Origin of the sequence: Sphingomonas mucosissima, from assembly GCF_002197665.1 — a bacterium.
GTDB classification, from domain to species: Bacteria; Pseudomonadota; Alphaproteobacteria; order Sphingomonadales; family Sphingomonadaceae; genus Sphingomonas; species Sphingomonas mucosissima.
The window spans coordinates 1105141-1129726 of the sequence record NZ_NBBJ01000001.1; the positions used below are offsets into that span (position 1 = coordinate 1105141).

A 24586-nucleotide genomic window follows, 5' to 3' on the forward strand; every position below is an offset into this window, starting at 1 on the left:
CGCGGCCGAATTGTGCGCTCACGCGGCCGATACGGGGCCCGCGATCCCGGCGAGCAATTGTGCAAGTTGCGCTTCGATGGCGCGATCCTCCGCGTAATTGGCGGAGAGCGCGGGCAACATCGCCGGCGATTCGCTCCCAGCCAGCGCCATCGCCGTCTCTATCGAGACGATCTCGGCCGCCTTCGCTTTGCGCAATGCGCCGATCAGCGCGATGTCGCGGATCGGGCCCCGCTGATGGCTGCGGGCGTCCCGGTCGGCGTCGTCCAGGATCCCGCTCATCCACAGGTTGGCCGGCGCTCCCTGAAGGTCTGACATATCGTCTAGCCGCGCGGCATGGTGCCGAGCGTTGACGCTGTCGCGCTCAATCACATCCCGTAACCCGCTGTCCGTCGCAGCGTGGGCCAGCGGCGGCAGGCGCTCGACCAGCAACTGCTTGCCAGCGCGCAGATCCTGCAAGGCAATGTGAAGCAGGGCGGCGCGCGATGCGGTAAGCGACATTTTGGCTTAGCGCATGCGTCGCCGCCGAGTTCCCGAGCTTCAGCCCGCGTCGGGTGCAACCGCTTTGGCGACGTCCTTCGGCTGCTCTGCCGTCACCCGGATGTTGAGCTCCCGCAATTGCTTCGCGGTGGCGAAGTTCGGCGCACCCATCATCAGGTCTTCGGCCTTTTGCGTCATGGGGAAGACAATCACTTCGCGGATGTTCGGCTCGTCCGCCAGCAGCATCACGATGCGATCGATGCCCGGTGCGGAGCCGCCGTGCGGCGGGGCGCCATATTTGAACGCGTTGATCATTCCGGCAAAGTTGGTGTCGACATCCTGCTGGCTGTACCCGGCGATCTCGAATGCCTTGTACATGATCTCGGGCCGGTGGTTCCGGATCGCGCCGGATGACAGCTCGATGCCGTTGCAGACGATGTCGTACTGATAGGCCAGGATATCGAGCGGATCCTTGGTCTCCAGCGCCTCCATCTCGCCCTGCGGCATGCTGAACGGATTGTGGCTGAAATCGACCTTCTTCGCCTCTTCGTCATACTCGAACATCGGGAAGTCGACGATCCAGCAGAACTCGAAGCGGTTCGTGTCGATCAGACCCAGCTGCTCGGCGACCCGGGTACGGGCAAGCCCCGCGAGCTTCGCGGCCTGCGCTTTCTTGCCGGCCGCGAAGAACACGCCATCATCTGGCCCAAGCCCCAGCGCTTCGGCAAGTTCACGCATGCCGATGTCACCGTGGTTTTTGGCGATCGGCCCGCCGAATTCGCCGCCCTTGCGGCTGGCATAGCCCAGGCCCGCGAACCCCTCGGATTGCGCCCAGGCGTTCATGTCGTCGAAGAACTTGCGGCTCTTGTCCGCGGTGTTCGGTGCTGGGATCGCGCGCACCACATCGCCTGCTTCCACGATCGAAGCGAACCGGCCGAAGCCCGAGCCCGAGAAGAAGCCGCTCACGTCAGAGATGATCAGCGGATTGCGCAGGTCCGGCTTGTCGTTGCCGAACTTAAGCATCGATTCACGATAAGGAATGCGCTTGAACGGCAGCGGGCTCACCGTGCGGCCTTTGCCCTGCCAGTTGGCGAACTCCTCGAAGACGCCGTGCAAAACCGGCTCAATCGCCGCGAACACGTCTTCCTGCGTGACGTAGCTCATCTCGAAGTCGAGCTGGTAGAATTCACCGGGCGAGCGATCGGCGCGCGCGTCCTCGTCGCGGAAGCACGGCGCGATCTGAAAATAGCGATCAAAGCCAGCCACCATGAGCAGCTGCTTGAACATCTGCGGCGCCTGCGGCAGCGCGTAGAACTTGCCGGGGTGGACACGGCTGGGCACGAGATAATCGCGCGCGCCCTCCGGCGAGGAAGCCGTGAGGATCGGCGTCTGGAATTCGGTAAAGCCCTGGTCGACCATCCGGCGACGGATCGAGGAAATGACGCTCGACCGCAGCATGATGTTGGCGTGCAGCTTTTCGCGACGGAGATCGAGGAAGCGATAGCGAAGGCGAATGTCCTCTGGATAGTCCTGCTCGCCGGCGACAGGCATCGGCAGTTCCTGCGCCTGGCTCTGCACGGTAACGCCGCGCGCGAACACCTCGATCTCGCCAGTAGCGAGATTTGCGTTCACGGTGCCTTCCGAGCGAGCTTTCACGACCCCATCGATCGTGATCACCGATTCGGCCCGAAGCGACTCCAGTATCGGCAGTGCGGGCGAATCGGTGTCCGCCACGATCTGCGTGATGCCATAATGATCCCGCAGATCGACGAAGAGCACGCCGCCGTGATCGCGCTTGCGGTGGATCCAGCCCGACAGGCGGACCTCGGCTCCGACATCAGCGGCGGTAAGCGCGGCACAAGTGTGCGAACGATAAGCGTGCATGTTTCGTTTCTCTCGTCACCCCGGCGGGCGGCCGGAGTCTCGTGCAGCAAGGGTGGCGCTCTCCGCCACGAAGCACCAACGGGTGTCGGAACAACGGGCAAGGCGATAGATCGCGCCCCTCCCCTTCCATCCCCTCTTTGTCAACCCGCCCACACGGGTCTATGGGGCGCCGCTTATGCACGTTCACCCGCTTATCACCGACAGCGCCACGCTCGCCAATCTGTGCGCCCGTCTCGCCGACGCCCCCTTTGTGTGCGTTGATACCGAGTTCATGCGGGAGAACACGTACTGGCCGGAACTCTGCCTGATCCAGATCGCCGACACCGAGGAAGCGGCCGCGATCGACCCGAAGGCACCCGGTCTTGATCTGCAACCGTTGCTCGATCTCCTGGTCAACAACGATGATGTGTTGAAAGTCTTCCACGCCGGCGGCCAAGACATCGAGATTATCTACAATCTCACCGGCAAGACGCCTTACCCCATGTTCGACACGCAAGTCGCGGCAATGGCGCTCGGGCAGGGTGAGCAGATCGGGTATTCGAACCTGGTCGATAGCTGGCTGGGTATTCAGGTCGACAAGGGCGCGCGGTTCACCGATTGGTCGCGTCGCCCCTTGGATCAGCGACAGGTCGATTACGCGATCGGCGATGTCACTCACCTCTCCGCGATCTTCCCGCGCATGCTGGAGCGTCTAAAGAAGACCAATCGTGGCCAGTGGCTTGATCAGGAGATGGAGCGGATTTCCGATCCCGCCAATTACGCCAACGATCCCGATCTCGCATGGAAGCGCGTGCGCATCTCTGGCCGGCGCCCCGACGTGCTTGGCCGCCTGAAGGCGATCGCCCGGTGGCGTGAGGTGGAGGCGCGCGCAAAGGATCTGCCGCGTGGCCGCATCGTCAAGGACGAGACGATTGCGGACATCGCCGGCCATCCGCCGCGCAAACAGGCCGATCTTGCCAAGGTGCGGGGCCTCTCCGCAACATGGGCATCGAACGACATCGGCAAACGGCTGATGGCCGCGATCGAAGCCGCGGAGCCGTTGTCGGCAGATGAAATGCCGCCGCGCGAGGATCGCAAGCCCGGCCTCGGCAAGGACGGGGCGCTCGTTGCCGATCTGCTGAAACTCCTGCTGAAGATTCGGGCGCGCGACATTGACGTCGCGCCACGGCTTCTGGCGCGCAGTGAGGAGCTAGAGGCGCTCGCTGCCGGTCAGCGTGATCAGCTGGCGATCCTGCAGGGATGGCGCTTTGATCAGTTCGGCCGCGATGCGCTCGATCTGGTCGAAGGACGGCTTGGCTTTGGCGTGCTCGGCGGAAAGCTCAAGATGACTCGGACGGAGGATCTGGCGTGAAAGCAATCGTTCTTGCGGCCGTTCTACTTGCAGGGTGCGCGACCACGGATCGGGAATCAACCTCGGCTGAGCCCAAAGCCGGCTGCAACGCAGCCGCCGTGCAGGACCTCGTCGGCAAACCCTTGAGCGCCGCGCAGGCCGATGCGAAGCGTCGCGCGGGTGCCGCCATGGTTCGCAGCTATGAAACGGGCGCAGCGCTCACCATGGACTATCGCGCCGATCGCTTGAACATCGAAACCGATACGAACGGCACGGTCGTCAAGCTCTCCTGCGGCTAAGACAATGCCTGTGCGGTGGTGCTAATGTTTTCGGCTGAGGCGAGCGGGCAGGCCCAGCGCAGCGCCTAACGCCTTTAGCCGTTTCTCCACAGCCTCCCCGCTCAGCGCCAGATCGCCGTCGTCGAAGATCAACTCGATACCATCGCCGGTGCGGCAGATCGCTGTCCCATGCAACGGACCAGCGACGCCGCCCGACAGCCGCTGCGCCAGCCGGATCGCTAGGCCCCAGGCCGTAGCGGTGGAGATATCCTTCGCCGGTGCGAGCAAAGGGATAGGCGTCGGATAAGGTGGCTGCGCGCCCAAGCTGGCCGCCAGCGCTGCCGCCATCATCGCCCGTCCGCGCCCATCTACGGCGACCCAATTGCCGTGCAAGGCCGTTTCGATTCCTAGCTCGACCCGAAATTCGGGATTCGCCCGCCAGCTTGTGTCTGCGAGCAGGCAAGCGGCATGACGGAGCCGCGAATCTGTCACCGGCTCGCTCTCGAACAACGGCGCGATCCACCGGTTCAGCAAATCCCCATGCTCTGGGAAGCGGCCGAGCTGCCGGCCCTCATCGCGCGCTGCGACCACCAGTGGATCCATTGCCGCTTCCGACGGAGACAGTCGTTCGAACAGCAAGCCTTCGCGTAATCCGAAAGCCGAGACGATTGTTCCGGAGCAGCCAAGCACCGGCAAGATCGCGCCCAGCAGATCGGCGGCCGCACACAGGGTGGGAACACGGCCAGCCGAGAGGTGCGGCACTGCCTTGAACTGCGCCTTGTCCAGCATGGGAAGCTTGCGGCGGAGCAGGTCGATGCGGGACGCCGGCATCTCATATCCATGCAGCACGGGCAGCGGATATCCCCGATCGTGAATGTCAACGCGCCCCAGGGAGCGCCAAGATCCCCCGACGAGGTAGAGTGGCTTGCCCCGGCCCGCGCCTGACCAGCCAGCGTCTTCCAGGATGCGCTCTACCCGGCGGGGGAACCCACCCTTGCTGCGCAGGGCAGCCAGGCGGAGAACGCCTAGGGGAAAGGACACATGCTCATGCACGTGGCCCCAAGCGATTCGCACCAGCTCCAGGCTGCCGCCACCCAAGTCTCCGACAATGCCGTCCGCCTCGGGAATGGCGGACAGTACGCCACGTCCCGCGGCTTTTGCCTCCTGTGCTCCGGATAATAGCTCAACGTTGAGGCCCAGCCGCTCTGCAAGCCGGATCAGGTCTGCGCCGTTGGCCGCATCACGCACCGCTGCCGTCGCAACCGTGCGTACGTCGTGGCACGCCATCTCCTGAACAAGCGCGCCGAAGCGCCGAAGCGCGGCACCCGCCAGCTTCATCGCCTCCGCATCGATAGCGCCCGTTTCCGCCAGGCTTCGCCCCAGCCCAGCAAGCACCTTTTCGTTGAACAGAATTGCGGGGAGCCGAGGCGGCCCCTGATACACCACCAGTCTGATCGAGTTCGATCCGATATCGATGATGGCGGTGCGCTTTCCCTCCACCCGATCAGCCCCGCAGGGACAATTTGGGCACGGCGCCGCCCTCGGCCAGCGCGGCGCCTCGTCCCGAAAGCGAAGGGTTGGTCATAAAGTACCGATGTAGATTAAAGGGTTTGTCGCCGGGCGGCGTACGCCCGTAAGTGCCGTCCGCATACAGGTCCCAGCTTTGCTCCGTGTCGATCAGATTGGCGAGCATCACCTGATCCAAAACCTGATCATGCACGCTGCCGCTCTTCAAGGGCAGCATATATTCGACTCGCCGGTCGAAGTTCCTCGGCATCCAGTCCGCCGATGAGATGTAGATGCGAGCGTCGTCGTTGGGCAGCGGTGCGCCATTGCCGAATACGGCGATGCGGCTGTGCTCGAGGAACCGGCCGACGATCGATTTTACACGAATATTCTCGGACAGCCCGGGGATGCGCGGACGAAGGCAGCATATCCCTCGAATGACGAGGTCGATTTCGACGCCCGCGCCGCTGGCTTCATAGAGCTTCTCGATAATGGCTGGATCAACCAGGCTGTTCATCTTGCCCCAGATCGTCGCGGGACGGCCCGCACGGGCGTGTTGGATTTCCGCCTCAATCTCCTCGATCAGTCGTGCGCGCAGCGAACGCGGCGAGAGCACCAGCCCCTCCATATTCTCCGGCTCGACGTAGCCTGTGATGTAATTGAACATCCGGGCGGCGTCTCTTCCGGTAGCAGGATCGGCCGTGAAGAAGCTGAGATCGGTATATATTTTTGCCGTGATCGGGTGGTAATTTCCGGTCCCGAAATGACAGTAGGTGCGGAACTGCCCGGCCTCCCGTCGCACTACCATTGATACCTTGGCGTGCGTCTTCCAGTCGATGAATCCATAAACCACTTGGACACCGGCTCGCTCCAGGGCCGATGCCCAGAGGAGATTTTGCTCCTCTTCAAACCGCGCCTTCAGCTCGACCACCGCGGTCACGGACTTGCCGGCTTCCGCGGCCTGGATCAGCGCGTTGATCACGGCGGATTGCTTACCCGCGCGATAGAGCGTCTGCTTGATCGCAACCACGTCGGGGTCGTTCGCCGCTTGCTTCAGAAAGGCGAGAACGACGTCGAAGGTTTCGTAGGGGTGGTGGACGATGATGTCCTTGGCGCTGATCGCTGCAAAGCAATCTCCGCCGAATTCTCGAACTCGTTCGGGGAACCTGGGTGAGAACGGTAGGAACTTGAGGTCCGGCCGGTCCTCTTCGACGATCTGGTCCAGATCGCCAATACCTAGGAACGATCCCGATTCAGTGACGAGCGCCTGCTCGCCAAGCTCGACGCGCAATACCTTGGCGAGCGACTCCGGCATGCCGCTTTCCAGCTCCAATCGGATCACCCGGCCGCGCCGGCGCCGCTTGATGGCATTGGCGAAATACCGAACAAGGTCCTCCGCCTCTTCCTCGATCTCGATGTCGCTGTCGCGCAGCACGCGAAACTCCGCTGCTCCTTCCACCCGGTATCCGGGGAAGAGCATGGCGGAGAAACGCTTGATCATCGATTCGACCGCGACATAGCGCGCGGGCGTTCCCGGCAGCCGGACAAAGCGGGACATGCCGTTGGGCACCATCACCAATTCCCGGATCGGCTCCTCATCCGAAATGCGGACAAGGTCGAACATTACCGCCAGCCCCTTGTTCGGCATGAAGGGGAACGGATGCGCCGGATCGAGCGCCTGCGGCGTGATCACCGGGAAAATCTGTTCGCGGAAATGGGTCTCCAGCCAGGCCACCTCCTCCTGCGAGAGCATGGCGTCAATCCGGCTCGACCCAAGTACCTGCAGACCCGTGTCGCTGAGCGCGTGGCGGATTTCCCGCCACACCGTCTCCTGGCTGACGAGCAGCGCATCCGCCTCTGCGGTGATGGCGCCCAATTGCTGCGACGGCGTGAGCCCGTCAGCGGAACGCGCTTCGACCTCGAGGATTTGCTGCCCCTTCAGGCCAGCCACGCGGACCATGAAGAATTCGTCCAGGTTCGAGCCCGAGATCGACAGGAACCGCAGCCGCTCGAGCAACGGGTGCGCGACATTGCGGGCTTCTTCCAGCACGCGCCGGTTGAACGCCAGCCAGGACAACTCGCGATTGAAATAGCGATCCGTACCCCGCTCCTGGAACGGATCGTCATCACTGTCGAGACGAGCTTGGCGGACGGATCGGTTCATCATGGCTCCGGCGGTGTCGTAATCAACGCGGCATTTGCGAGCGCTGTCCTGGCTAGAGGAATGGACAGTCGCTTGCGACGTTCCATCACCTCCTGATCGAGCGCATCGACGCATCGTATGACTGCCAGATGACTCCGCTCGATCCTGGTCAACAGCCAGTCGATCAGATCGGGTCGGGCGTCGAGGCTGCGGCGGCCGAACTCGCGCTCCAGCAGCGCGCGCATCAAGGCATCATCGGGTGGCCCGATCTGCGCGAGCGGGGTGGCGGCAAGCCTTGAGCACAGGTCGGGCAGTTGCACCTCCCAGTCGGGCGGCGCCACGTCCGCTACCAGAAGAAGCGGCCGACGCTGCTCCTGTGCGCGGTTCCATTCGTGGAACAATTCGGTGTCCGGCCGGGACGGTGCGTCATCAATGATCGTGCCGCCGCTTTTCGCCGCAAAGATGCGCGCCAACAGGCTTCGGCCCGATTTGCGCGGCCCGACAAGCAGCGCTGTCATGACCGGCCACGTCGCCCACCGATCCAGCGTATGCACGGCCCGTTCGTTTGACGGCGAAACCAGGAACTCATCGTCGCGCGGATCGGCGGGCCAGACCAGCGGCAGCGCGATCTGGCTCATCGGTCGGCCATCATCCCGCGGTCGCATTGTCAGGAGCGAGGTCTGGCGGCAGCAGCCGCGGCGCGCGGCGGATGCGAATGGTCGTGCCGGAACCGAATACCTGCCAGCCGCGCGCTTCCAGCGCGGCCTTCAGCGCCTCCGGTGGTCCTGCGAAGCCGACAGTCATCACCGAAAGCCCGCCGAGCGCCAGGCTGCTGGTCGTCGCAGAGGATACGCCGGGTACCGCGCGCAAGGCCGCCTCGCCCGCGGTCACGGCTGCCACGCCTGGCGTATCGAACTGCACGGAGACGGTGACGACCGGCGCCGCCGGTGCATCGGTCACCAATGTCTCGCCTGCCTCGTCCTCCTCCTCGACGGGCTCGTCGCTGGGCGGCACGTAGGAAAGGCCAGGATCGCTGCGGAGATAACCGGCACGAAGCGCGGATTGATAGGTTTCGTCCAGCCGCTTCACGCCAGCATCGAGCAACTGCGGAATGCCGGCGACACTGCCGACCCGCAACGTGAACTGCGACAACAGACGATTGTCAGGCCCTTGCCGCGCCTGGAAGACGCCAATCACCGGGCCGCCCGGCCATTGACGAAACAGCCGCACGGTCGGAATCAGCACGTCCGTGCCGCCATATTGGTTCAGCACCGCCCGCCACCAGCCGCGGCCAGGGCGCTGCGTCTGTCCCAGATTCAACAGCAGCGGATCAGGGCCGCTGCCGATCGGCCGGATATAATCGATCGCGCTCCCGCCGGTGCGGTATCGCGCCCAGGCCTCCTGCCACAACGTGCGCTGTTCGAAGGCGGTGGCCACGCCCCCGGACCAAGTAATCGGGATCACCACCATCGGCGGAGATCGCATCACATAATTTGAGATGCCGAAGATCGCCCCCGCGCGGTTGCGATCGAACAGCACGCCCAGCTTCGCCACGTAGCGCTTGGGCCCGATCTGCTCGTTCTCGACCACAATGCCTGTCACGATCGAATCGAGCGTGGAATCGGGCACCAGCCCCTTGCCTGCCCCGAGTCGCTTAGACAGGTCGAGCCACGCCTTGCGCTGCGCCACGCGCCAGCCACCCAGCCGCGCGGCGTCCGCATCCTTGGCCGCCACATCGACGCGCACGCCGGACACTTCATAATCGCTGGAGCTGTCAACCGGCGCCACGCCGCGGCCCCCGCCCTCGATTTGGGCGATGCTGACTCCGGCGCCGAGGACAAGCGCCACGGCGGCAGGAACGAGGAACAAGGGCTTCAGGCGCATAAGCTGGCGTCTTTTGGCGAAGCAGGCGTGGAAATCCAAGCGCGTTGTGGCTAGGCGGCACGACATGAGCGGAAGCGGGTACACTTACGAGCAGGCTGGCGTGTCGATCGCGGCAGGTAATGCATTGGTGCGAGCGATCGCCCCTTTGGCACGGGCGACGCGGCGCAAGGGGGCGGATGCCGACCTGGGCGGCTTCGGCGGATTCTTCGATCTGAAGGCAGCCGGCTTCACCGATCCGCTGCTGGTGGCCGCAAATGACGGCGTCGGTACGAAGCTGAAGCTGGCAATCGAGCACAACCGGCATGACGGTGTCGGCATCGATCTTGTCGCCATGTGCGCCAACGATCTGATCGTGCAAGGCGCCGAGCCGCTGTTTTTCCTCGATTATTATGCGTCCGGAAAGCTGGACGCCGCTGTGGCCGAGCGCGTGATCGCTTCCATTGCCGAGGGGTGCCGCATCGCTGGATGCGCCCTGATCGGCGGCGAGACTGCGGAGATGCCGGGCATGTACGCCGATGGGGATTATGATCTCGCTGGCTTTTGCGTCGGTGCGGTGGAGCGCGATCAGGTGCTGACCGGCACTGAGATCGGCGCCGGCGACGTCTTGCTTGGTCTCGCCTCCTCCGGCGTGCACTCCAACGGCTTCTCGCTCGTCCGGCGACTCGCAGCGGACAAGGGCTGGAAGCTTGATCGCCCCGCGCTGTTCGAGCCGGACGTGCTGCTAATCGAGACGCTGATGGCGCCGACTCGTATTTACGTGAAGAGCCTTTTGCCGCTCGTCACCGCCGGCCGCATCAACGGGCTCGCCCATATCACCGGCGGCGGCCTGCTGGAAAACATCCCGCGCGTGCTGCCTGCCGGCGCCCACGCCCGGGTCGACGCAGATGCGTGGCCTCAGCCGCGCCTGATGGCCTTCCTGCAGGCGCAGGGCACGATCGAGCCGGAGGAAATGGCCCGTACCTTTAACTGCGGCGTCGGCATGGTCGTGGTTGTCGCAGCCGACCAGGCGGACGGCGTGGCTGCCGACTTGGAGGCTGCCGGCGAGCAGGTGTTCCGCATCGGCAACATTGAGGCGGGTGAGCGCGGTTGCACTGTCGCTGGCTCCGTGGAGACGTGGAGCGCGCGCGCGCCTTGGTCTGCCACGCATCACGCATGACGGCCAAGCTCGGCATATTGATCTCCGGGCGGGGGTCGAACATGCAGGCGCTCGTGGCGCACGCGGGTTCGGCATATGAGGTCGTCGTTGTTGCCTCGGACCGGCCGAACACCCCTGGCCTCGCCTGGGCGCTGGAGCACGGCATCCCCACGTTCGCGCTGTCCCCCAAGGAGGTGGGCAAGGCGACGTACGAGGTCGCGCTTGACGCTGCGCTTCGTGCGGCCGGCGCGGAGCATCTCGCGCTCGCCGGGTATATGCGGTTGCTGTCGAACGATTTCGTTGGCCGCTGGCGCGGGCGCATCGTGAACATTCACCCGTCGCTGTTGCCGAAGTACAAGGGGCTGGATACCCATGGGCGGGCGATCGCGGCTGCGGATGCGGTGGGCGGCTGCTCCGTGCACCTCGTGACGGAGGAATTGGATGGTGGCGACGTGCTCGGCCAGGCAGAGGTGCCGATCCTACCTGGCGACACACCCGAGATGCTGGCGGCGCGCGTGCTCGCCGAAGAGCACCGCCTTTATCCGCGCGTCGTGTCCGAATGGCTGAGCCGGTAGGACCCGTCGCCGAGGCGCTCGCAAAGGTGCGGGCGATCGCGCTCGCGCTGCCTGAAACGGCCGAACGCCTGTCACACGGCGCGCCCGGCTTCCACATCGCCAAGGGCAAGTTCTTCGCCTATTTCTCTCATGATCTTCACGGGAGCGGTGAGACAGCGGTGGTCCTCAAGACCAGCGGAGCCGAGGAGCAAGCCATGCTGATCGAGGCGGACCCGGATCTCTACTACAAGCCGCCCTACCTCGGCTCATCGGGCTGGATCGCGATCCGCGTCACGGCGCCGGAGACGGACTGGGACCATGTCGCGGATCGGATCGCCGCCAGTTGGGAAATGGTGGCGCGCCGTCGTTTGCTGGAAATGGGCGGCCGATGACAACCTCTTCTGAGGAGCAGAAGCGCCGTCGCCGGTTCATCACGCTTCCGGAAATGGTCGCTGTGCTTGGGTTGGTGATCGGCGCGCTGACGCTCGGGCTCAACTGGAGCGAGAAGCGGCAGATGGCGGAGGAGAAAGCCGCTTCCACCGCAGCCGCCAGCGCGGCCAAGGCGCGCCTTGGACTGGATGCGGACCTGGCACGAGGCGGCAAGGAGATCCGCCTTTCGGACCCGCGCCACGAGTTGATCGATACCGCCATCGACTTCCCAACCGCGCTTCGCATCGAGCGGCAAACGCCAGCCACGGCGCGTATCGATAAGGACTGGTTCGAGCACGCCGTGCTGAAAGCCACCGATGGCGGTGCTGATGACCGGGAGGGCCGCCTCCCCGTTCTCGTCACCGCGCGCTACATGGTGGGAGACACGCCGCGCACAGGCCACGGCATCGTCGAAATCATCTGGCGCACACAGGGCCGTCTGGTCGGCGGCCGAACGCTGACCATCGAGGCAGTCCGGGTGCGGGAATTAGGCGGCGACCGCAAACGGATCGAGGCGCTATGGATGGCCGAGATGAAGCGTCAGAGCGCCCGCGCGTAGATCACGTCATCATACCAGCCAGCACCGACGTTGAACCGCCGCGTCCCGGCAAGTGCAAAGCCTTCCCGCTCGTAAAAAGCGCGCGCCTGCATGTTGGTCCCCAATACGCCCAGCAACACGCGCTTCCCGCCAAGAGCTGCCGCATCGGCCAGCGCCAGCGTCATCAATCGGTGGCCCAAACCGGTGCGCCGCGCCACGGAAAGCGTGTAGATGCGGCGAAGCTCGACGTCGCCGGGCAGCGGATCAATCGGAAGATCCGGCTGCGTGATCACCGAATAGCCCACGGGCGCGTGGCCGACCGGATGTTCGGCCACCGTCACCACGCTGCCGCGATCATCAGCCCACGCCGCGAACTTTTCCGGCGAACTGTTGCGCGCACAATGCGCCACGATATCGTCACCGGGCAGGATACCGGCGAACGTTTCAAGAAAACTGGCGGCAGCTACCATCGCCACCGCCGGCGCATCCGCTGCTGTGGCGCGGCGCAGCCGCCAGTCTTGCGTCATTGGATCAGCCGACGAGTTCTTCGGGCTTGAAGAAGTAAGCGATCTCGATCGCTGCATTCTCGTCCGAATCCGAACCATGCACCGAGTTCGCCTCGATCGACTCGGCCAGCTCCTTGCGGATCGTGCCCGGCTCGGCGTTCTCCGGGTTCGTCGCGCCCATGATGTCGCGGTTGCGCTGAACGGCGTTCTCGCCTTCCAGCACCTGCACGACCACCGGGCCCGAGATCATGAACGACACCAGGTCGTTGAAGAACGGGCGCTCCTTGTGGACGGCATAGAAGCCTTCTGCCTGCTCCTTGGTCATCTGGATGCGCTTGGACGCGACGACGCGCAGGCCGGCTTCCTCCAGCATCTTGGTGACGGCGCCGGTCAGGTTGCGACGGGTCGCATCGGGCTTGATGATCGAGAACGTACGATTGGCGGCCATGATGGTCGCTTGCTCCTGTGTTGGGAATGCGGGAAACTGCCGGGCCGTTAGCCGCCGAAACGGGGAAGCGCAACTGCCTGGCCGATGCGCCTCAGGCCGCCTGCTCCCAGCGGCCAGCCTCGTTTTGCTTCCAATAGCGCCGTTCCACCCCGTCGCGTCCGGCGAGCGCCTTCCACGCCGCTCGGGCGTCCCCGATCCGGTCTTCGTCAAAGAAGTGGAACGCGCGCTCGAACGTCAGCGCCTCGTCGCGCCACTCTCCATCGACCAGCGCAACATGGCGCGCGGCGTTGGCGGCGTTGACATCCGGCGCGATCAGGATCGGCTGCATGGCATCATCTCCGGCCCCAACGCAGGCATGCGGCAGGAAGCTTTCCGGCGCATATTCCCACAACAGTCGATCGAGCGCTGCGCGCTGGCGCTCGTCGCCTGCAACGATCAGCAGCCGCTCGCCGCCGGCGAGCACGCGCTCCGCAATCCGCGGTAGCGCGCGCTCGATCGGCAATTGCGTCAGGTGGTAGAAGTCGACCTGCATCAGCCTTCGAAGTTGCTAGCAACGAATGCGTCGAGCAGCCGCACGCCATAACCGGTCGCGCCCTTCCCCCAGGTCGGGCCGTCCTTGTCGGACCAGACCATTCCCGCGATATCCAGATGCGCCCACCGCACTCCTTCGTCGACGAACCGCTTGATGAACTGCGCTGCCGTGATCGAACCGCCGCCACGCGGGCCGACATTCTTCATGTCCGCGATCGGGCTGTCGATCAGCTTGTCGTATGCCGCGCCCAGCGGGAAGCGCCAGAGCTGGTCGCCACTCGCCTTGCTCGCCGCCAGCAGCTGATCCGCCAGCCCATCGTCGTTGGCGAACAGGCCGCCCTGCTCATTGCCAAGACTGATGATCATTGCGCCGGTCAGCGTGGCGAGGTCGACGATCGTCTTCACCTTGTGCGTGCGCTGCACCCAAGTGACGCAGTCGCAGAGCACCAAACGTCCCTCGGCGTCGGTGTTGATCACCTCGATCGTCTGCCCAGACATGGATGTCACCACGTCGCCGGGGCGCTGGGCATTGCCGTCGGGCATGTTCTCGACCAGCCCCATGACGCCGATCACGTTTGCCTTCGCCTTGCGCAGCGCCAGCGTCTTCATCGCACCGGCCACTGCGCCAGCACCGCCCATGTCCCACTTCATGTCTTCCATGCCGGCGGCAGGCTTGATCGAGATTCCGCCCGTGTCGAACGTCACCCCCTTGCCGACCAGCGCCAGCGCCGGATCACCCTCGCCCGCCCCGTTCCAGCGCAGCGCAAGGATACGTGCCTCGCGGCGGGAGCCCTGCGACACGCCGAGCAGCGCGCCCATGCCAAGCTCGCGCATCGCGGGCTCGTCCAGCACCGTCACCTCCAGGCCGAGCCCTTCCGTCTCCTTGGTAACGATCTCGACGAAGCTCTCGGGGTAAAGAATGTTCGGCGGCAGCGTCACCAGCGTCTTTGTCAGCGCCAGCCCCTGCGTCACCGCATCACGCGCCGCCCATTCTGTGTCGGTACCCTCCGGCGCTCCCACGATCGTCACCTCTGACAGCGACGGCTTTGCCTCTTCCGACAGCTTGGTGCGGTACACGTCATAGCGCCACGCGCGCTGGCCGATCGCGGCAGCGAGGCGCGCTGCGGCGGCGCTGCTCGCCCCGGCGCCGGAAAGGTCCACCGTCGCTGCCGTGACGCCCGACGTGAGCAGACGGGCGGTCAGCGCGCCGCCGGCGCGCTCGTAGCTCGCATCGTCGCCCTCGCCCACGCCCAGCAGGAGAATACGGGTCGCGCCTTGCCCGGCCGGTACATAGGCTTCGGCAACGGTGCCTGCTTCACCCTTGAACCGCTGGCCTGCGGCGGCCGCCGTCACGATCGCCTGTGCCGACTCGTCCAGGCCAGCCACCGCGATCGACGCGGCACCGCTCTTGGTTACCGGCAGCGCAAGCACCGGTGTTTCAGCGGCGCGGTTGGCGACGAAGGTTACGTTCATGACTGTTCCTCTTGTTTCGCTACGCAGATAGGCATTCCACCCGCCGGTGGCAAAGCGTTGCACCGTGCGCCTTCGATGCGATAGGGCCGAAGCTCGACGCGCCATCAGGCGGCGAAAAGGGGTTCAAGCTTTGCGAGTAAGCGAGTGACGCGTCTCGACCTTCTGGCCAGTTGCGCGTTTTCGGTGGCCTTGCTTTCCGGAGCAGCCTCGGCGCAGGATCTTCAGGACCGGCCAGTGCCGCCCCCGGCCGCCGAAGTTGCGGGCGATCCGCCAACCGCCCCGTCCAATCAGGACCAGGTCAATTTCAGCGCCGGCGTTCTCGAATATGATTACGAGCGCGACATCGTCACCGCCACCGATGACGTGCGCATGCTTCGCGCCGGGCAACGGCTTCGCGCCGACAAGGTGGTGTGGGATCGCAAGACCGGAAAGGTCGTCGCGACCGGCAATATCGCCGTCACGAACCCTGAGGGCGACACGGCGTACGGCGACGCGATCGAGCTTACCGACTCGCTGAAGGACGGCCTTGTCGACAACATGCTCGTCGTGCTGGAGCGCGGCGGGCGGCTGGCCGCGGATCGTGGCACGCGCTCTGAAGACGGCACCATTTCGCTTGATCGCGCGGCGTACACCGCGTGTTCGGTGGTCGATTCAGACGGCTGTCCCAAGGAGCCAACGTGGAAGGTGACCGCGGTAAAGGTCACCTATCGGCCGGATCGCGAGCGCGTTTATTACACCGGCGGGCAGGTGCATCTGTTTGGCTTGCCGTCCATTCCGCTGCCGCGGTTTTCGCACCCGATCGGCGAAGGCACCGCCAGCGGCCTGCTCACACCGAACATCCGCTACGATCGCGTCAACGGGTTTGAGGTCGCAACGCCGTACCTCTTCCGCCTCGCGCCCAATCGCAAGCTGACCGTCACGCCGCACGTCTATTCTGCGGTGCTGCCGATGCTCCAAACCAATTATGAGCATCTTAACGAGCTCGGCGCGTTCAGCATCACCGGTTTCGGGACGGTCAGCCGGCGCAGCGACGATTTGTCCGCCGGCTTCAATTCGTCAACCGAGCAGGCATTTCGTGGTTATCTCGACGGCGTCGGCCGATTTCAGCTCGACGAGCATTGGAGCCTCTCCGGCTCGCTGCGGCTTGCCACCGATCGCACCTTTTTGCGGCGTTATGACATTTCCAACGCCGATCGCCTGCGTACCACCGTCGCACTGGAGCGGATCGATCAGGACAGCTATTTTTCGCTTGCCGGTTGGGCCACGCAAACGCTTCGCGTGGGCGAGCGCCAGGGCTTTCAACCGGTCGCGCTGCCCGAACTCGACTATCGCCGGCGGATGAACGAAGGCCTGTTGGGCGGCACGTTTCAGTTCCAGCTCAACACGCTCGCACTCGGGCGAAAGGCGGGTCAGGACACTCAGCGCGCCTTTGCCAGCGCGCGCTGGGATCTGCGCCGGCTCACCAACTGGGGCCAGGAAATCACCTTCACCGGCTTTGCGCGCGCGGATGCATACAACGCTAACGATACCGCCGCGACCGAGGTCTTGAGCTACCGCGGGGTTGAAGGGTTCCGCTCGCGCGGCATCGGCACCGTTGCGGTGGATGTCCGCTGGCCGTTCCTCGGCCCGCTCCTGGGCGGGACGCAGCGTATCACCCCGCGCCTGCAGATCGTTGCTTCTCCAAAGATCGAGAACCTTGACGTACCCAATGAGGACGCGCGCGCGATCGATCTTGAAGATTCGAACCTGTTCGCGCTGAACCGGTTCGCCGGCTATGATCGCTGGGAGGATTCCTCCCGCGCCACCTACGGCTTCGAATACAATCTCGATCTGCCGGACCTCAGCATCGCGACGAACATCGGCCAAAGCTATCGCTTGAACAACCGCTCCAGCATCTTCCCCTCGGGAACAGGCCTGAGCGGTCGCTTCTCCGACATTGTCGGGCGGACCAACGTGCGCTTCCGCGACTTCCTGTCGCTCACGCATCGCTACCGTCTCGACAAGGATGGCTTCGCGGTGCGCCGGAACGAGATTGATGCGACCGTCGGCTCGCGCGATACGTATCTTCTGGTCGGTTATCTCCGGCTGGATCGCGACATCGACGACTTCGAGGATCTGCAGGATCGCGAGGAACTTCGGGTCGGCGGGCGGGTGCAATTTGCGCGCTTCTGGTCGGCCTTCGCGTCTGGCCTAATCGATCTCACCGATCGCAGCGATGACGTCTTCTCGCTGTCCGACGGCTTTGACCCGATCCGGCATCGGCTCGGCGTGCAATATGAAGACGATTGCCTCACCTTGGGGGCGACGTGGCGAAAGAACTACCGCACCACGGGTGACGCCCGGCGCGGCAGCAGCTTCCTGTTGACGCTGGCATTAAAGAACCTCGGGCGCTAAGCCACGGTTCAGCTACATGAATGCAGTGCCGTGTCGCCACCAACGGCGCGCAAGATGGGATTCCGGAACGAGTGACGACGATGGGCAAGAAGGCGCTGCGGTTCGGCCGCGTCGCGGGCATGGTGCTGGCGTTGGCTGCGGCAGGCGCCGCGACCGGGCAGCAGGGTGGGCCGGCGACCGTGAACGACCAATCGCTGCCGGACAATACGGGGCTCAACATCCCGCAGAACCTTGAGATCTTCGGCACGGTCGATCCGAACGTGCGCAAGGCAACGGCGATCGTGAACGACAACGTGCTCACGCGGACGGACGTTGATCAACGTGTGGCGCTGATCATGGCGGCAAACAACGTGAAGCTCCCGGCGGAGGAGATCGATCGGCTGCGCCTTCAGGTGCTTCGTCAGTTGATCGATGAGGTGCTGCAGATCCAGCAAGCCAAGACGGCCGATATCACCATTACCGATGCCGAACTGAACCAAAGCTTCGATCGCATCGCCACCAACTTCAATCGCACGCCGGAGCAGTTTCGCACGTTTCTGCGCGAACAGGGATCGTCGGAGCGCTCCATCCGTCGCCAGATCGAGGGCGAACTCGCGTGGCAGCGCTATCTGCGCCGCCGCATTGAGCCGTTCGTCAACGTCGGCGAGGAAGAGGTGAAGGCGATCCTTGATCGTCTGAAAGCCGCTCAGGGCACCGAAGAGTTTCATCTCAACGAGATCTATCTGTCCGCTACGCCGGATAAGACCGAGCAGGTCTATGGCGCGGCGCGGCAGCTGATCGGCGAGATCCAGAAGGGCCAGGCCCCGTTTGGCTATTTCGCCCGTAATTTCTCCGAAGCGTCGACCCGCGGGGTGAATGGCGATCTGGGCTGGGTGCGCGGCGCGCAGCTGCCGGCCGAACTTTCCGAAGCCGCGGCTCAGATGCAGGTCGGTCAGGTCGTCGGGCCTGTGCCCGTGCCCGGCGGTTTCTCGATCCTGTACCTGGTGGACAAGCGCCAGGTGCTGACGGCTAACCCGCGTGACGCGAAGTTGAGCCTGAAGCAGATGACGATCAAGTTCCCGCGCGGCACCACCCAGGCGCAGGCGAGCCAGCGTACGGCGACGTTCGCTTCCACGCTGACCAAGCTTCAGGGCTGCGGCTCGGTTGAACGGGTGGCTGCCACGATCAACGCAGAGGTGGTGCAGAACGACGCCATCCGCATCCGCGATCTCCCGGCCCCGCTCCAGGAAATCATGCTGAACCTGCAGGTCGGGCAGGCCAGTCCGCCGTTTGGCAATCCGGAGGAGGGCGTGCGCACACTTGTTCTGTGCGGACGCGACGACACGTCCTCAGCCCAGCTGCCTGGCACCGAGCAGATCCAGAACCAGCTGGAGCAGCAGCGGGTGAACCTCCGCGCGCAGCAGGCGCTTCGCGATCTTCGTCGCGACGCGATCGTGGAGTATCGCTGAGATCGCGGCCGTGGCGCCTCTTGCAGTATCTATGGGCGATCCCGCCGGCATCGGACCGGAGGTTATCGCAAAGGCCTGGGCAGCGCGTGAGGCAGCGTCGCTGCCCTCGTTCTTCGCGGTCGGCGACGTGCGCGCGATCGAGCGGGTCTGGTCCGGCCCGGTCGCGCCGATCACCGATCTTCGTGAGGTAGCCGGCGCCTTTAACACTGCGCTCCCGGTCCTGACGGTCGAGGACGGCGGCGATATTGTTCCCGGGCATCCCGATGCCGATGGCGCGCGGTGCGCGCTCCATTCGCTCGAACTCGCGGTCGGGCTCACGCGATCCGGCGCTGCCGCTGCGCTGGTGACTGGGCCGGTTTCGAAGGCCCAACTCTACGGTATCGGCTTCAGCCATCCCGGGCAGACTGAATTCGTGGCAGAGCGGTTCGGCGTGTCCAAGGAAAATTCGGTCATGATGCTTGCCGGCCCGTCGCTGCGGGTCGTGCCGATGACAACGCACGTGCCGCTGGCGCACGTCGCCTCGATGCTCACGATCGAACTAGTGGTGGCAAAGGGCCGCGCCACCGCGCGTGGCCTCCGTCGCAACTTCGGCGTGGCGGAGCCGCGTCTGGCCTTTGCTGGCTTCAATCCGCATGCGGGCGAATCCGGTGCACTCGGGCGCGAGGAGATCGACGTGCTCGAACCGGCCATCGCGCAGCTGCGCGAGGAGGGCATCATCGCGATGGGGCCGTTCGCCGCCGACACCATGTTTCACCAGCGCGCGCGTGATCAATTTGATGCGGCGCTATGCTGCTATCACGATCAGGCGCTGATCCCGCTAAAGGCCCTGCACTTCGATGAAGGGGTGAATATCACGCTGGGGCTGCCGGTGGTGCGCACGTCTCCTGATCATGGCACCGCCTTTGCGTTGGCCGGGCAGAACCGGGCGGAGCCCGGCGCGATGATCGCGGCGATCGCGATGGCCGCCCAGGCTGCGGCGCATCGAGCCGCCTGCCCTAGCCTGTGAGCGATCTGCCGCCGCTGCGCGACGTCATCGCGCGGCATGGCCTCAGTGCCTCCAAGGCGCTCGGCCAGAACTTCCTCTTCGACGCGCAGCTTCTCGCCCGTATTGCCCGCATTCCCGGCGATCTCGACGGTGCCGAGGTGCTGGAAATCGGGCCAGGCCCCGGTGGACTCACGCGCGCGCTGCTCGCCGCGGGGGCGAAGGTGACGGCCATCGAGCGCGACCGGCGCTGCATTCCCGCGCTGGCCGAGCTGGGCGAGGCCTATCCCGATCAACTCACCGTCATCGAAGGCGACGCGCTGGAGATCGATCCCCGGCCGTTGTTCGCCGGCAAGCCGCACATTGCGGCGAACCTGCCCTATAACGTAGGCACCGCGTTGCTCGTGGGCTGGCTGTCCGCGGAGTGGATGCCGTGGTGGCAATCACTTACCCTGATGTTCCAGCGCGAGGTGGCGGACCGGATCGTCGCCGCCGCGGGCTCTGACGCCTATGGCAGGCTGGCGGTGCTCGCACAGTGGCGGAGCACGCCGCGCATCGCCCTGCCCGTGCACCGCTCGGCCTTTACGCCGCCGCCCAAGGTGATGTCGGCCGTTGTTCACATCGTCGCTGACGAGGCGCCCGCCGGCGTCCAGCTCTCTAAGCTCGAGGCGCTGACGGCCGCAGCGTTCGGCCAACGTCGCAAGATGCTGCGGCAGAGCCTGCGGAGCGTGCCCGGCGCGCTCGCGGCGTTGGAGGCGGAAGGCATCGATCCGACCCGGCGCGCGGAAACCGTCAGCGTGGCGGAGTTCCTAGCCATCGCGCGGCGCCTCGGCGGCTGATTAGGCACTCCAGCGCCATCGGCGGGCTGTCCGGGCGCACGGGAGCCGCCCCTTCGGTTTAGGCAACGAGCTCCGCGCCCGCAGCACCGCTACACGCTGCGCGACCCGAGGGTTTGCCGGGAAAGATGACGTGAGACGATCGGCGCGCTGACACGGCCGGCGTTGCTCCCATAAGCTGGAGCACTCCTCGATCACCTGCTCCGGTCGCCCTGAACTTGTCGGAGCGTCTCCCTCCCGCGGTATTGATCGAGGCACGTACTTCGACAAGCTCAGTACGAACGGATTTGGCGGTTCATACCGGTGGAGAACCGCGCTGAACGAGGTTTCGATAAGGACGGTCTAAAAGCGGCGGTGGCTCCGGCTTCGCATGACGCGGGCAGTGAACCCTTCAATGTATCACGACGGAGGAGCGACGCAGCCTTGGGCGAGAAACGCGTTCGCCGCCAACCCATGCATGACGCTCGCCGGGTGCCAGCCGCTTTACGACTAGGCGCTCGATACGTGATTCAGCGCATCGCTGCCGCTGCAGACTCGGCAGCTGCGGCGGGTCAGTTCTTCCCCGGCACCGGAACCGGCGCCTTTGCTTGAGCCGTGGTGATCGGCGGGCCCTTGGCGATGGTCGCTGCCAGCGTGGTCGCCTGCGGGCACGCTGCCTTGCACAGCGTTTTCACCCGCGCCAGATTCTCCTTCGCACGCGCAACGGCGCCTTTGGCGACCAGCGCACGACCCTGGCCGGTCAGCGCTTCCACATCGTTTGGCTCCAAGAGCAGGGCCTCGCGATACAGCCTAATCGCCTTGCCCGGCAGACCGCGGCTCTCCGACACTTCGGCCAGCACGACGAACGCCTCGCGGTTCCGGGGGTCAACCGCCACTGCGGTTTCCAGCAGGTCGATCGCGCCGTCCACATTGCCGGCGGCCCGAGCGGCCTTGCCTTGCTGCAGCAGTACGAGCGACTTCGCGTCGATCTGGTCGTCGGGGCGCTGGCCATGGAGCGATGTCGAAATCGAGACCATTGCAAGCGCGGCTGCGATGGCGACTGACGTATAACGCATCAAGGGCTCCAGCTTCGGCACGGCATCGACGGGATTAGCACGGTGCCGTCAGGCGTGCGACGAAAAAACCGTCGGTTTGGTCGTGCCCTGGGGTCAGGCGAACGCCCGCCCCGTGCGGCACGCCCAGCAGCAGCGCTGGCGCCACAGCCTGCCATCCGGCGTGGCCATCGAGGAAGCGTTCGACCTGCTCCTTGCCCTCGGCGTCAAGCAGCGAGCAAACAACATAAACGATGGCGCCGCCCGGGCGCACCAGCGGCGCTGCCCTTGCCAGCACATGCGCCTGCGTTGCGGCCAGCCGGTGCAACCGCTCCGGCGTCAGCCGCCATCGCGCTTCCGGATTGCGCCGCCAGGTCCCCGTTCCCGAGCAAGGCGCATCAACAAAGACCACGTCGGCCGCCCCATCCAGATCGCTCAGCGCTGCCGCCTCCCGGCCGGGGTCCAGCAGGCGGGTGTCGACGATTCCCAGGGCCGCCTTGGCGGCGCGGGGCGCAAGCCGCGACAGGCGCGCGCGGTCCACGTCGCACGCGATGATACGGCCGCTGCCGTCCATCGCGTCGCCAAGCGCCAGCGTCTTGCCGCCCGCACCGGCACACAGGTCGATCACCGTCATCCCGGGTTGCGCCATGGCCGCGAGCGACACAGCCTGGCTCCCCGCATCCTGCACCTCGACAGCGCCGGCGAGGCTTGAAACATCGGTGCCGGAAGGAAGTCGCCACCCCTGTGACAGGCCTGGGATCGGCGTCGCGCCGGGCAGCGTGGAAAGGACCTCTGCCGCATCAACGCCGCGCCGAATCCGGACGTCCAAGGGCGCGCGGTCAACCAGCGCGGCCCAGGCGGCCGATGATACGCCGGATTGCTCAAGCTCACGGCCGATCCAGGCCGGAACGACACCCTTTTGCGCCACCGCTTCGCCGCGAGCGATTGGCGCGGGGCCATGCGGCGAGCCGTCGAAACCGGCTGCCAGCGCGGGATCGTCCTGCGCCAGAAGCAGCATCGCCGCGCGTCCGTTTGGCGGCGGCTCGCCACATTGCCGGATGGCGGCATAGACCAATTCGCGAACCGCTCGCCGGTCCTTGGATCCAGCATAACGGCGCGTGGCGAAATATCGCGCGATCAGCGTGTCCGCTGCCGCCCCGCCCTCGCGCGCGGCAACGATGATCGCGTCGAGCAGCTCGATCGCCGCCTGAATGCGTGCGGCCGGTGTCATCTGGCCTCAGCGGGTCGGATAATTCGGCGCTTCGCGCGTGATCGTCACATCGTGGACGTGGCTTTCCTTCAGCCCCGCGCCCGTGATGCGCACGAAGTCCGCGCGGTCGCGCAGATCCGCCAGTGTCGCTGATCCCGTATAGCCCATCGCCGCCTTGATGCCGCCCACCAGCTGGTGGATCACATCGCGCGCCGGCCCCTTGAACGGCACCTGCCCTTCGATCCCTTCGGGCACCAGCTTGAGCTGATCCTTGATTTCGCCCTGGAAATAACGGTCGGCGGATCCGCGACCCATCGCGCCCACGCTGCCCATGCCGCGATACGATTTGTACGCCCGGCCCTGGTAGATGAACGTCTCACCCGGCGCTTCCTCAGTGCCGGCCAGCAGCGATCCGACCATGCAGGTCGAAGCGCCAGCGGCCAGTGCCTTGGCAAGGTCGCCTGACATCCGCAGGCCGCCGTCCGCAATCACCGGCACGCCGCTATCGACAGCCGCCTTCGCGCAATCCATTACCGCGGTCAGCTGGGGCACGCCAACACCCGCTACGACGCGGGTGGTGCAGATCGATCCGGGTCCAATCCCCACCTTGATGCCGTCGGCGCCCGCATCGATCAACGCCCGCGTCGCTGCCGCCGTGGCAACGTTGCCAGCGACGACCTGTACCGAATTGGACAGCTTCTTCACGCGCTCGACCGCCCGCGCGACATCGCGATTGTGGCCGTGCGCCGTATCGATCACGACGATGTCGCACTCTGCGTCCACCAGCGCTTCGGTCCGCTCGAACCCCTTGTCGCCAACCGTTGTGGCCGCCGCCACGCGGAGGCGTCCTGCCCCGTCCTTCGTGGCGCCGGGGTAATTCACCGCCTTTTCCATGTCCTTCACGGTGATCAGGCCGACGCAGCGATAGCTGTCATCCACTACGATCAGCTTCTCGATCCGGCGCTGGTGGAGCAAGCGGCGCGCTTCTTCCTGCCCGACACCTACCTGCACCGTCGCCAAATTGTCGCGCGTCATCAGTTCCGACACCGGCTGCATCGGATTTTCGGCAAAGCGCACATCGCGATTGGTGAGGATGCCGACCAGCTTTCCGTCACGCTCGACCACGGGAATGCCGCTGATCCGGTTCTGCGCCATGATCGTCTGCGCCTCGGCAAGCGTCGCCTGCGGGCTGATCGTGATCGGGTTGACCACCATGCCGCTCTCGAATCGCTTTACCTGCCGCACGGCGGCAACCTGCTCCTCGACGGTCAGATTGCGATGAAGCACGCCCATTCCGCCGAGCTGCGCCATGACGATCGCCATGTCAGCTTCCGTCACCGTGTCCATCGCCGAGGAAAGAACGGGGATATTGAGCGAAATGTCGCGCGTCACCCGGGTCCGCGTGTCAGCCTCGCTCGGCAGCACCTCGGATGCCGCGGGAACGAGGAGAACATCGTCGAAGGTGAGACCGAGCCGAATATCCATGAGGTGCCGCTTCCGTGTCGCGCAGGAGTGGCGGGCCATGTAACCGCGTCGGGGACGATCCGCTAGGCCCCCTCGCCTGTCACT

At 65.2% G+C, this 24586-nt stretch carries 23 protein-coding genes; 10 read left to right on the forward strand and 13 right to left on the reverse strand.

Annotation, left to right across the window (positions count from 1 at the left end; translation table 11 throughout):
* Positions 1-18 precede the first annotated feature (18 nt).
* Complete coding sequence (locus tag SPMU_RS05270; RefSeq protein WP_088332544.1) at positions 19-498, reverse strand: DUF892 family protein; 480 nt, start codon at positions 496-498, stop codon at positions 19-21.
* 39 nt (positions 499-537) lie between these two features.
* Positions 538-2361, reverse strand: coding sequence for an aspartate--tRNA ligase (gene aspS, locus SPMU_RS05275; RefSeq protein WP_088332546.1), 1824 nt, complete (start codon positions 2359-2361; stop codon positions 538-540).
* 175 nt (positions 2362-2536) lie between these two features.
* Here aspS and rnd point away from each other — a divergent pair, with 175 nt between their 5' ends.
* Positions 2537-3712, forward strand: coding sequence for a ribonuclease D (gene rnd / locus SPMU_RS05280; protein ID WP_088332548.1), 1176 nt, complete (start codon positions 2537-2539; stop codon positions 3710-3712).
* Positions 3709-3990 (forward strand): I78 family peptidase inhibitor, encoded by a 282-nt coding sequence (locus tag SPMU_RS05285; RefSeq protein WP_088332550.1) that lies wholly within the window; start codon positions 3709-3711, stop codon positions 3988-3990. Before rnd ends, SPMU_RS05285 begins: the two co-directional genes overlap by 4 nt.
* A 21-nt stretch (positions 3991-4011) precedes the next feature.
* Here SPMU_RS05285 and SPMU_RS05290 read toward each other — a convergent pair whose 3' ends face one another.
* From SPMU_RS05290 to SPMU_RS05305, 4 genes are read right to left on the reverse strand one after another with little or no spacing between them, the layout of a single operon-like run.
* A complete protein-coding gene (locus SPMU_RS05290) occupies positions 4012-5469 on the reverse strand; it encodes a Ppx/GppA family phosphatase (RefSeq protein ID WP_088332552.1) in 1458 nt (485 codons plus the stop codon).
* Between the two features lie 4 nt (positions 5470-5473).
* Complete coding sequence (locus SPMU_RS05295) at positions 5474-7639, reverse strand: RNA degradosome polyphosphate kinase (protein ID WP_088333186.1); 2166 nt, start codon at positions 7637-7639, stop codon at positions 5474-5476.
* Positions 7639-8256, reverse strand: a complete 618-nt coding sequence (locus tag SPMU_RS05300) for an HdaA/DnaA family protein (protein WP_088332554.1) — start codon at positions 8254-8256, stop codon at positions 7639-7641. The genes SPMU_RS05295 and SPMU_RS05300 overlap by 1 nt, the downstream gene beginning before the upstream one ends.
* A gap of 10 nt (positions 8257-8266) precedes the next feature.
* Positions 8267-9502: a hypothetical protein gene (locus SPMU_RS05305; RefSeq protein WP_088332556.1), complete on the reverse strand. Its 1236-nt coding sequence runs from the start codon at positions 9500-9502 to the stop codon at positions 8267-8269.
* 64 nt (positions 9503-9566) lie between these two features.
* Between SPMU_RS05305 and purM the strand changes: the two genes are divergently transcribed.
* The 4 genes from purM to SPMU_RS05325 are packed head-to-tail and all read left to right on the forward strand — an operon-like array spanning position 9567 to position 12179.
* A complete protein-coding gene (gene purM, locus SPMU_RS05310) occupies positions 9567-10658 on the forward strand; it encodes a phosphoribosylformylglycinamidine cyclo-ligase (RefSeq protein ID WP_088332558.1) in 1092 nt (363 codons plus the stop codon).
* Positions 10655-11212 carry a phosphoribosylglycinamide formyltransferase gene (gene purN, locus SPMU_RS05315; protein ID WP_088332560.1) on the forward strand — a complete coding sequence of 186 codons (558 nt, stop codon included), beginning with the start codon at positions 10655-10657 and terminating at the stop codon, positions 11210-11212. The genes purM and purN overlap by 4 nt, the downstream gene beginning before the upstream one ends.
* Positions 11197-11583, forward strand: a complete 387-nt coding sequence (locus tag SPMU_RS05320; RefSeq protein WP_088333187.1) for an MmcQ/YjbR family DNA-binding protein — start codon at positions 11197-11199, stop codon at positions 11581-11583. Before purN ends, SPMU_RS05320 begins: the two co-directional genes overlap by 16 nt.
* Entirely contained in the window at positions 11580-12179 is a 600-nt protein-coding gene (locus SPMU_RS05325; RefSeq protein WP_088332561.1) for a hypothetical protein, read from the forward strand. The genes SPMU_RS05320 and SPMU_RS05325 overlap by 4 nt, the downstream gene beginning before the upstream one ends.
* On the opposite strand, the gene SPMU_RS05330 is transcribed toward SPMU_RS05325, so the two are convergent.
* The 4 genes from SPMU_RS05330 to SPMU_RS05345 all read right to left on the reverse strand — a co-directional run bounded on the left by SPMU_RS05330 (position 12161) and on the right by SPMU_RS05345 (position 15116).
* Positions 12161-12685, reverse strand: a complete 525-nt coding sequence (locus tag SPMU_RS05330) for a GNAT family N-acetyltransferase (protein ID WP_088332563.1) — start codon at positions 12683-12685, stop codon at positions 12161-12163. The genes SPMU_RS05325 and SPMU_RS05330 overlap by 19 nt on opposite strands.
* A 4-nt stretch (positions 12686-12689) precedes the next feature.
* Entirely contained in the window at positions 12690-13112 is a 423-nt protein-coding gene (ndk, locus tag SPMU_RS05335; RefSeq protein ID WP_088332565.1) for a nucleoside-diphosphate kinase, read from the reverse strand.
* Positions 13113-13203: 91 nt separating this feature from the next.
* Entirely contained in the window at positions 13204-13644 is a 441-nt protein-coding gene (locus SPMU_RS05340) for a DNA polymerase III subunit chi (RefSeq protein ID WP_088332567.1), read from the reverse strand.
* Positions 13644-15116 carry a leucyl aminopeptidase gene (locus SPMU_RS05345; RefSeq protein WP_088332569.1) on the reverse strand — a complete coding sequence of 491 codons (1473 nt, stop codon included), beginning with the start codon at positions 15114-15116 and terminating at the stop codon, positions 13644-13646. The genes SPMU_RS05340 and SPMU_RS05345 overlap by 1 nt, the downstream gene beginning before the upstream one ends.
* Positions 15117-15260: 144 nt before the next feature.
* On the opposite strand from SPMU_RS05345, the gene SPMU_RS05350 reads away from it, so the two are divergent.
* From SPMU_RS05350 to rsmA, 4 genes are all read left to right on the forward strand, one after another.
* Positions 15261-17510 carry an LPS-assembly protein LptD gene (locus SPMU_RS05350; RefSeq protein ID WP_088332571.1) on the forward strand — a complete coding sequence of 750 codons (2250 nt, stop codon included), beginning with the start codon at positions 15261-15263 and terminating at the stop codon, positions 17508-17510.
* 80 nt (positions 17511-17590) lie between these two features.
* On the forward strand, positions 17591-18958 hold the full coding sequence (locus SPMU_RS05355) for a peptidylprolyl isomerase (RefSeq protein WP_088332573.1): 1368 nt from the start codon (positions 17591-17593) through the stop codon (positions 18956-18958).
* Position 18959: 1 nt separating this feature from the next.
* Positions 18960-19964: a 4-hydroxythreonine-4-phosphate dehydrogenase PdxA gene (gene pdxA, locus SPMU_RS05360; RefSeq protein ID WP_088332575.1), complete on the forward strand. Its 1005-nt coding sequence runs from the start codon at positions 18960-18962 to the stop codon at positions 19962-19964.
* Positions 19961-20779 carry a 16S rRNA (adenine(1518)-N(6)/adenine(1519)-N(6))-dimethyltransferase RsmA gene (rsmA, locus tag SPMU_RS05365; protein WP_088332577.1) on the forward strand — a complete coding sequence of 273 codons (819 nt, stop codon included), beginning with the start codon at positions 19961-19963 and terminating at the stop codon, positions 20777-20779. Before pdxA ends, rsmA begins: the two co-directional genes overlap by 4 nt.
* A 548-nt stretch (positions 20780-21327) precedes the next feature.
* On the opposite strand, the gene SPMU_RS05370 is transcribed toward rsmA, so the two are convergent.
* The 3 genes from SPMU_RS05370 to guaB are packed head-to-tail and all read right to left on the reverse strand — an operon-like array spanning position 21328 to position 24502.
* Positions 21328-21831: a tetratricopeptide repeat protein gene (locus SPMU_RS05370; RefSeq protein ID WP_088333188.1), complete on the reverse strand. Its 504-nt coding sequence runs from the start codon at positions 21829-21831 to the stop codon at positions 21328-21330.
* 34 nt (positions 21832-21865) lie between these two features.
* The gene (locus SPMU_RS05375) at positions 21866-23038 is read right to left on the reverse strand and encodes an RsmB/NOP family class I SAM-dependent RNA methyltransferase (RefSeq protein WP_088332579.1); all 1173 of its coding nucleotides are present in this window, start codon (positions 23036-23038) and stop codon (positions 21866-21868) included.
* Between the two features lie 6 nt (positions 23039-23044).
* Positions 23045-24502, reverse strand: coding sequence for an IMP dehydrogenase (gene guaB / locus SPMU_RS05380; RefSeq protein ID WP_088332581.1), 1458 nt, complete (start codon positions 24500-24502; stop codon positions 23045-23047).
* Positions 24503-24586: the final 84 nt, after the last annotated feature.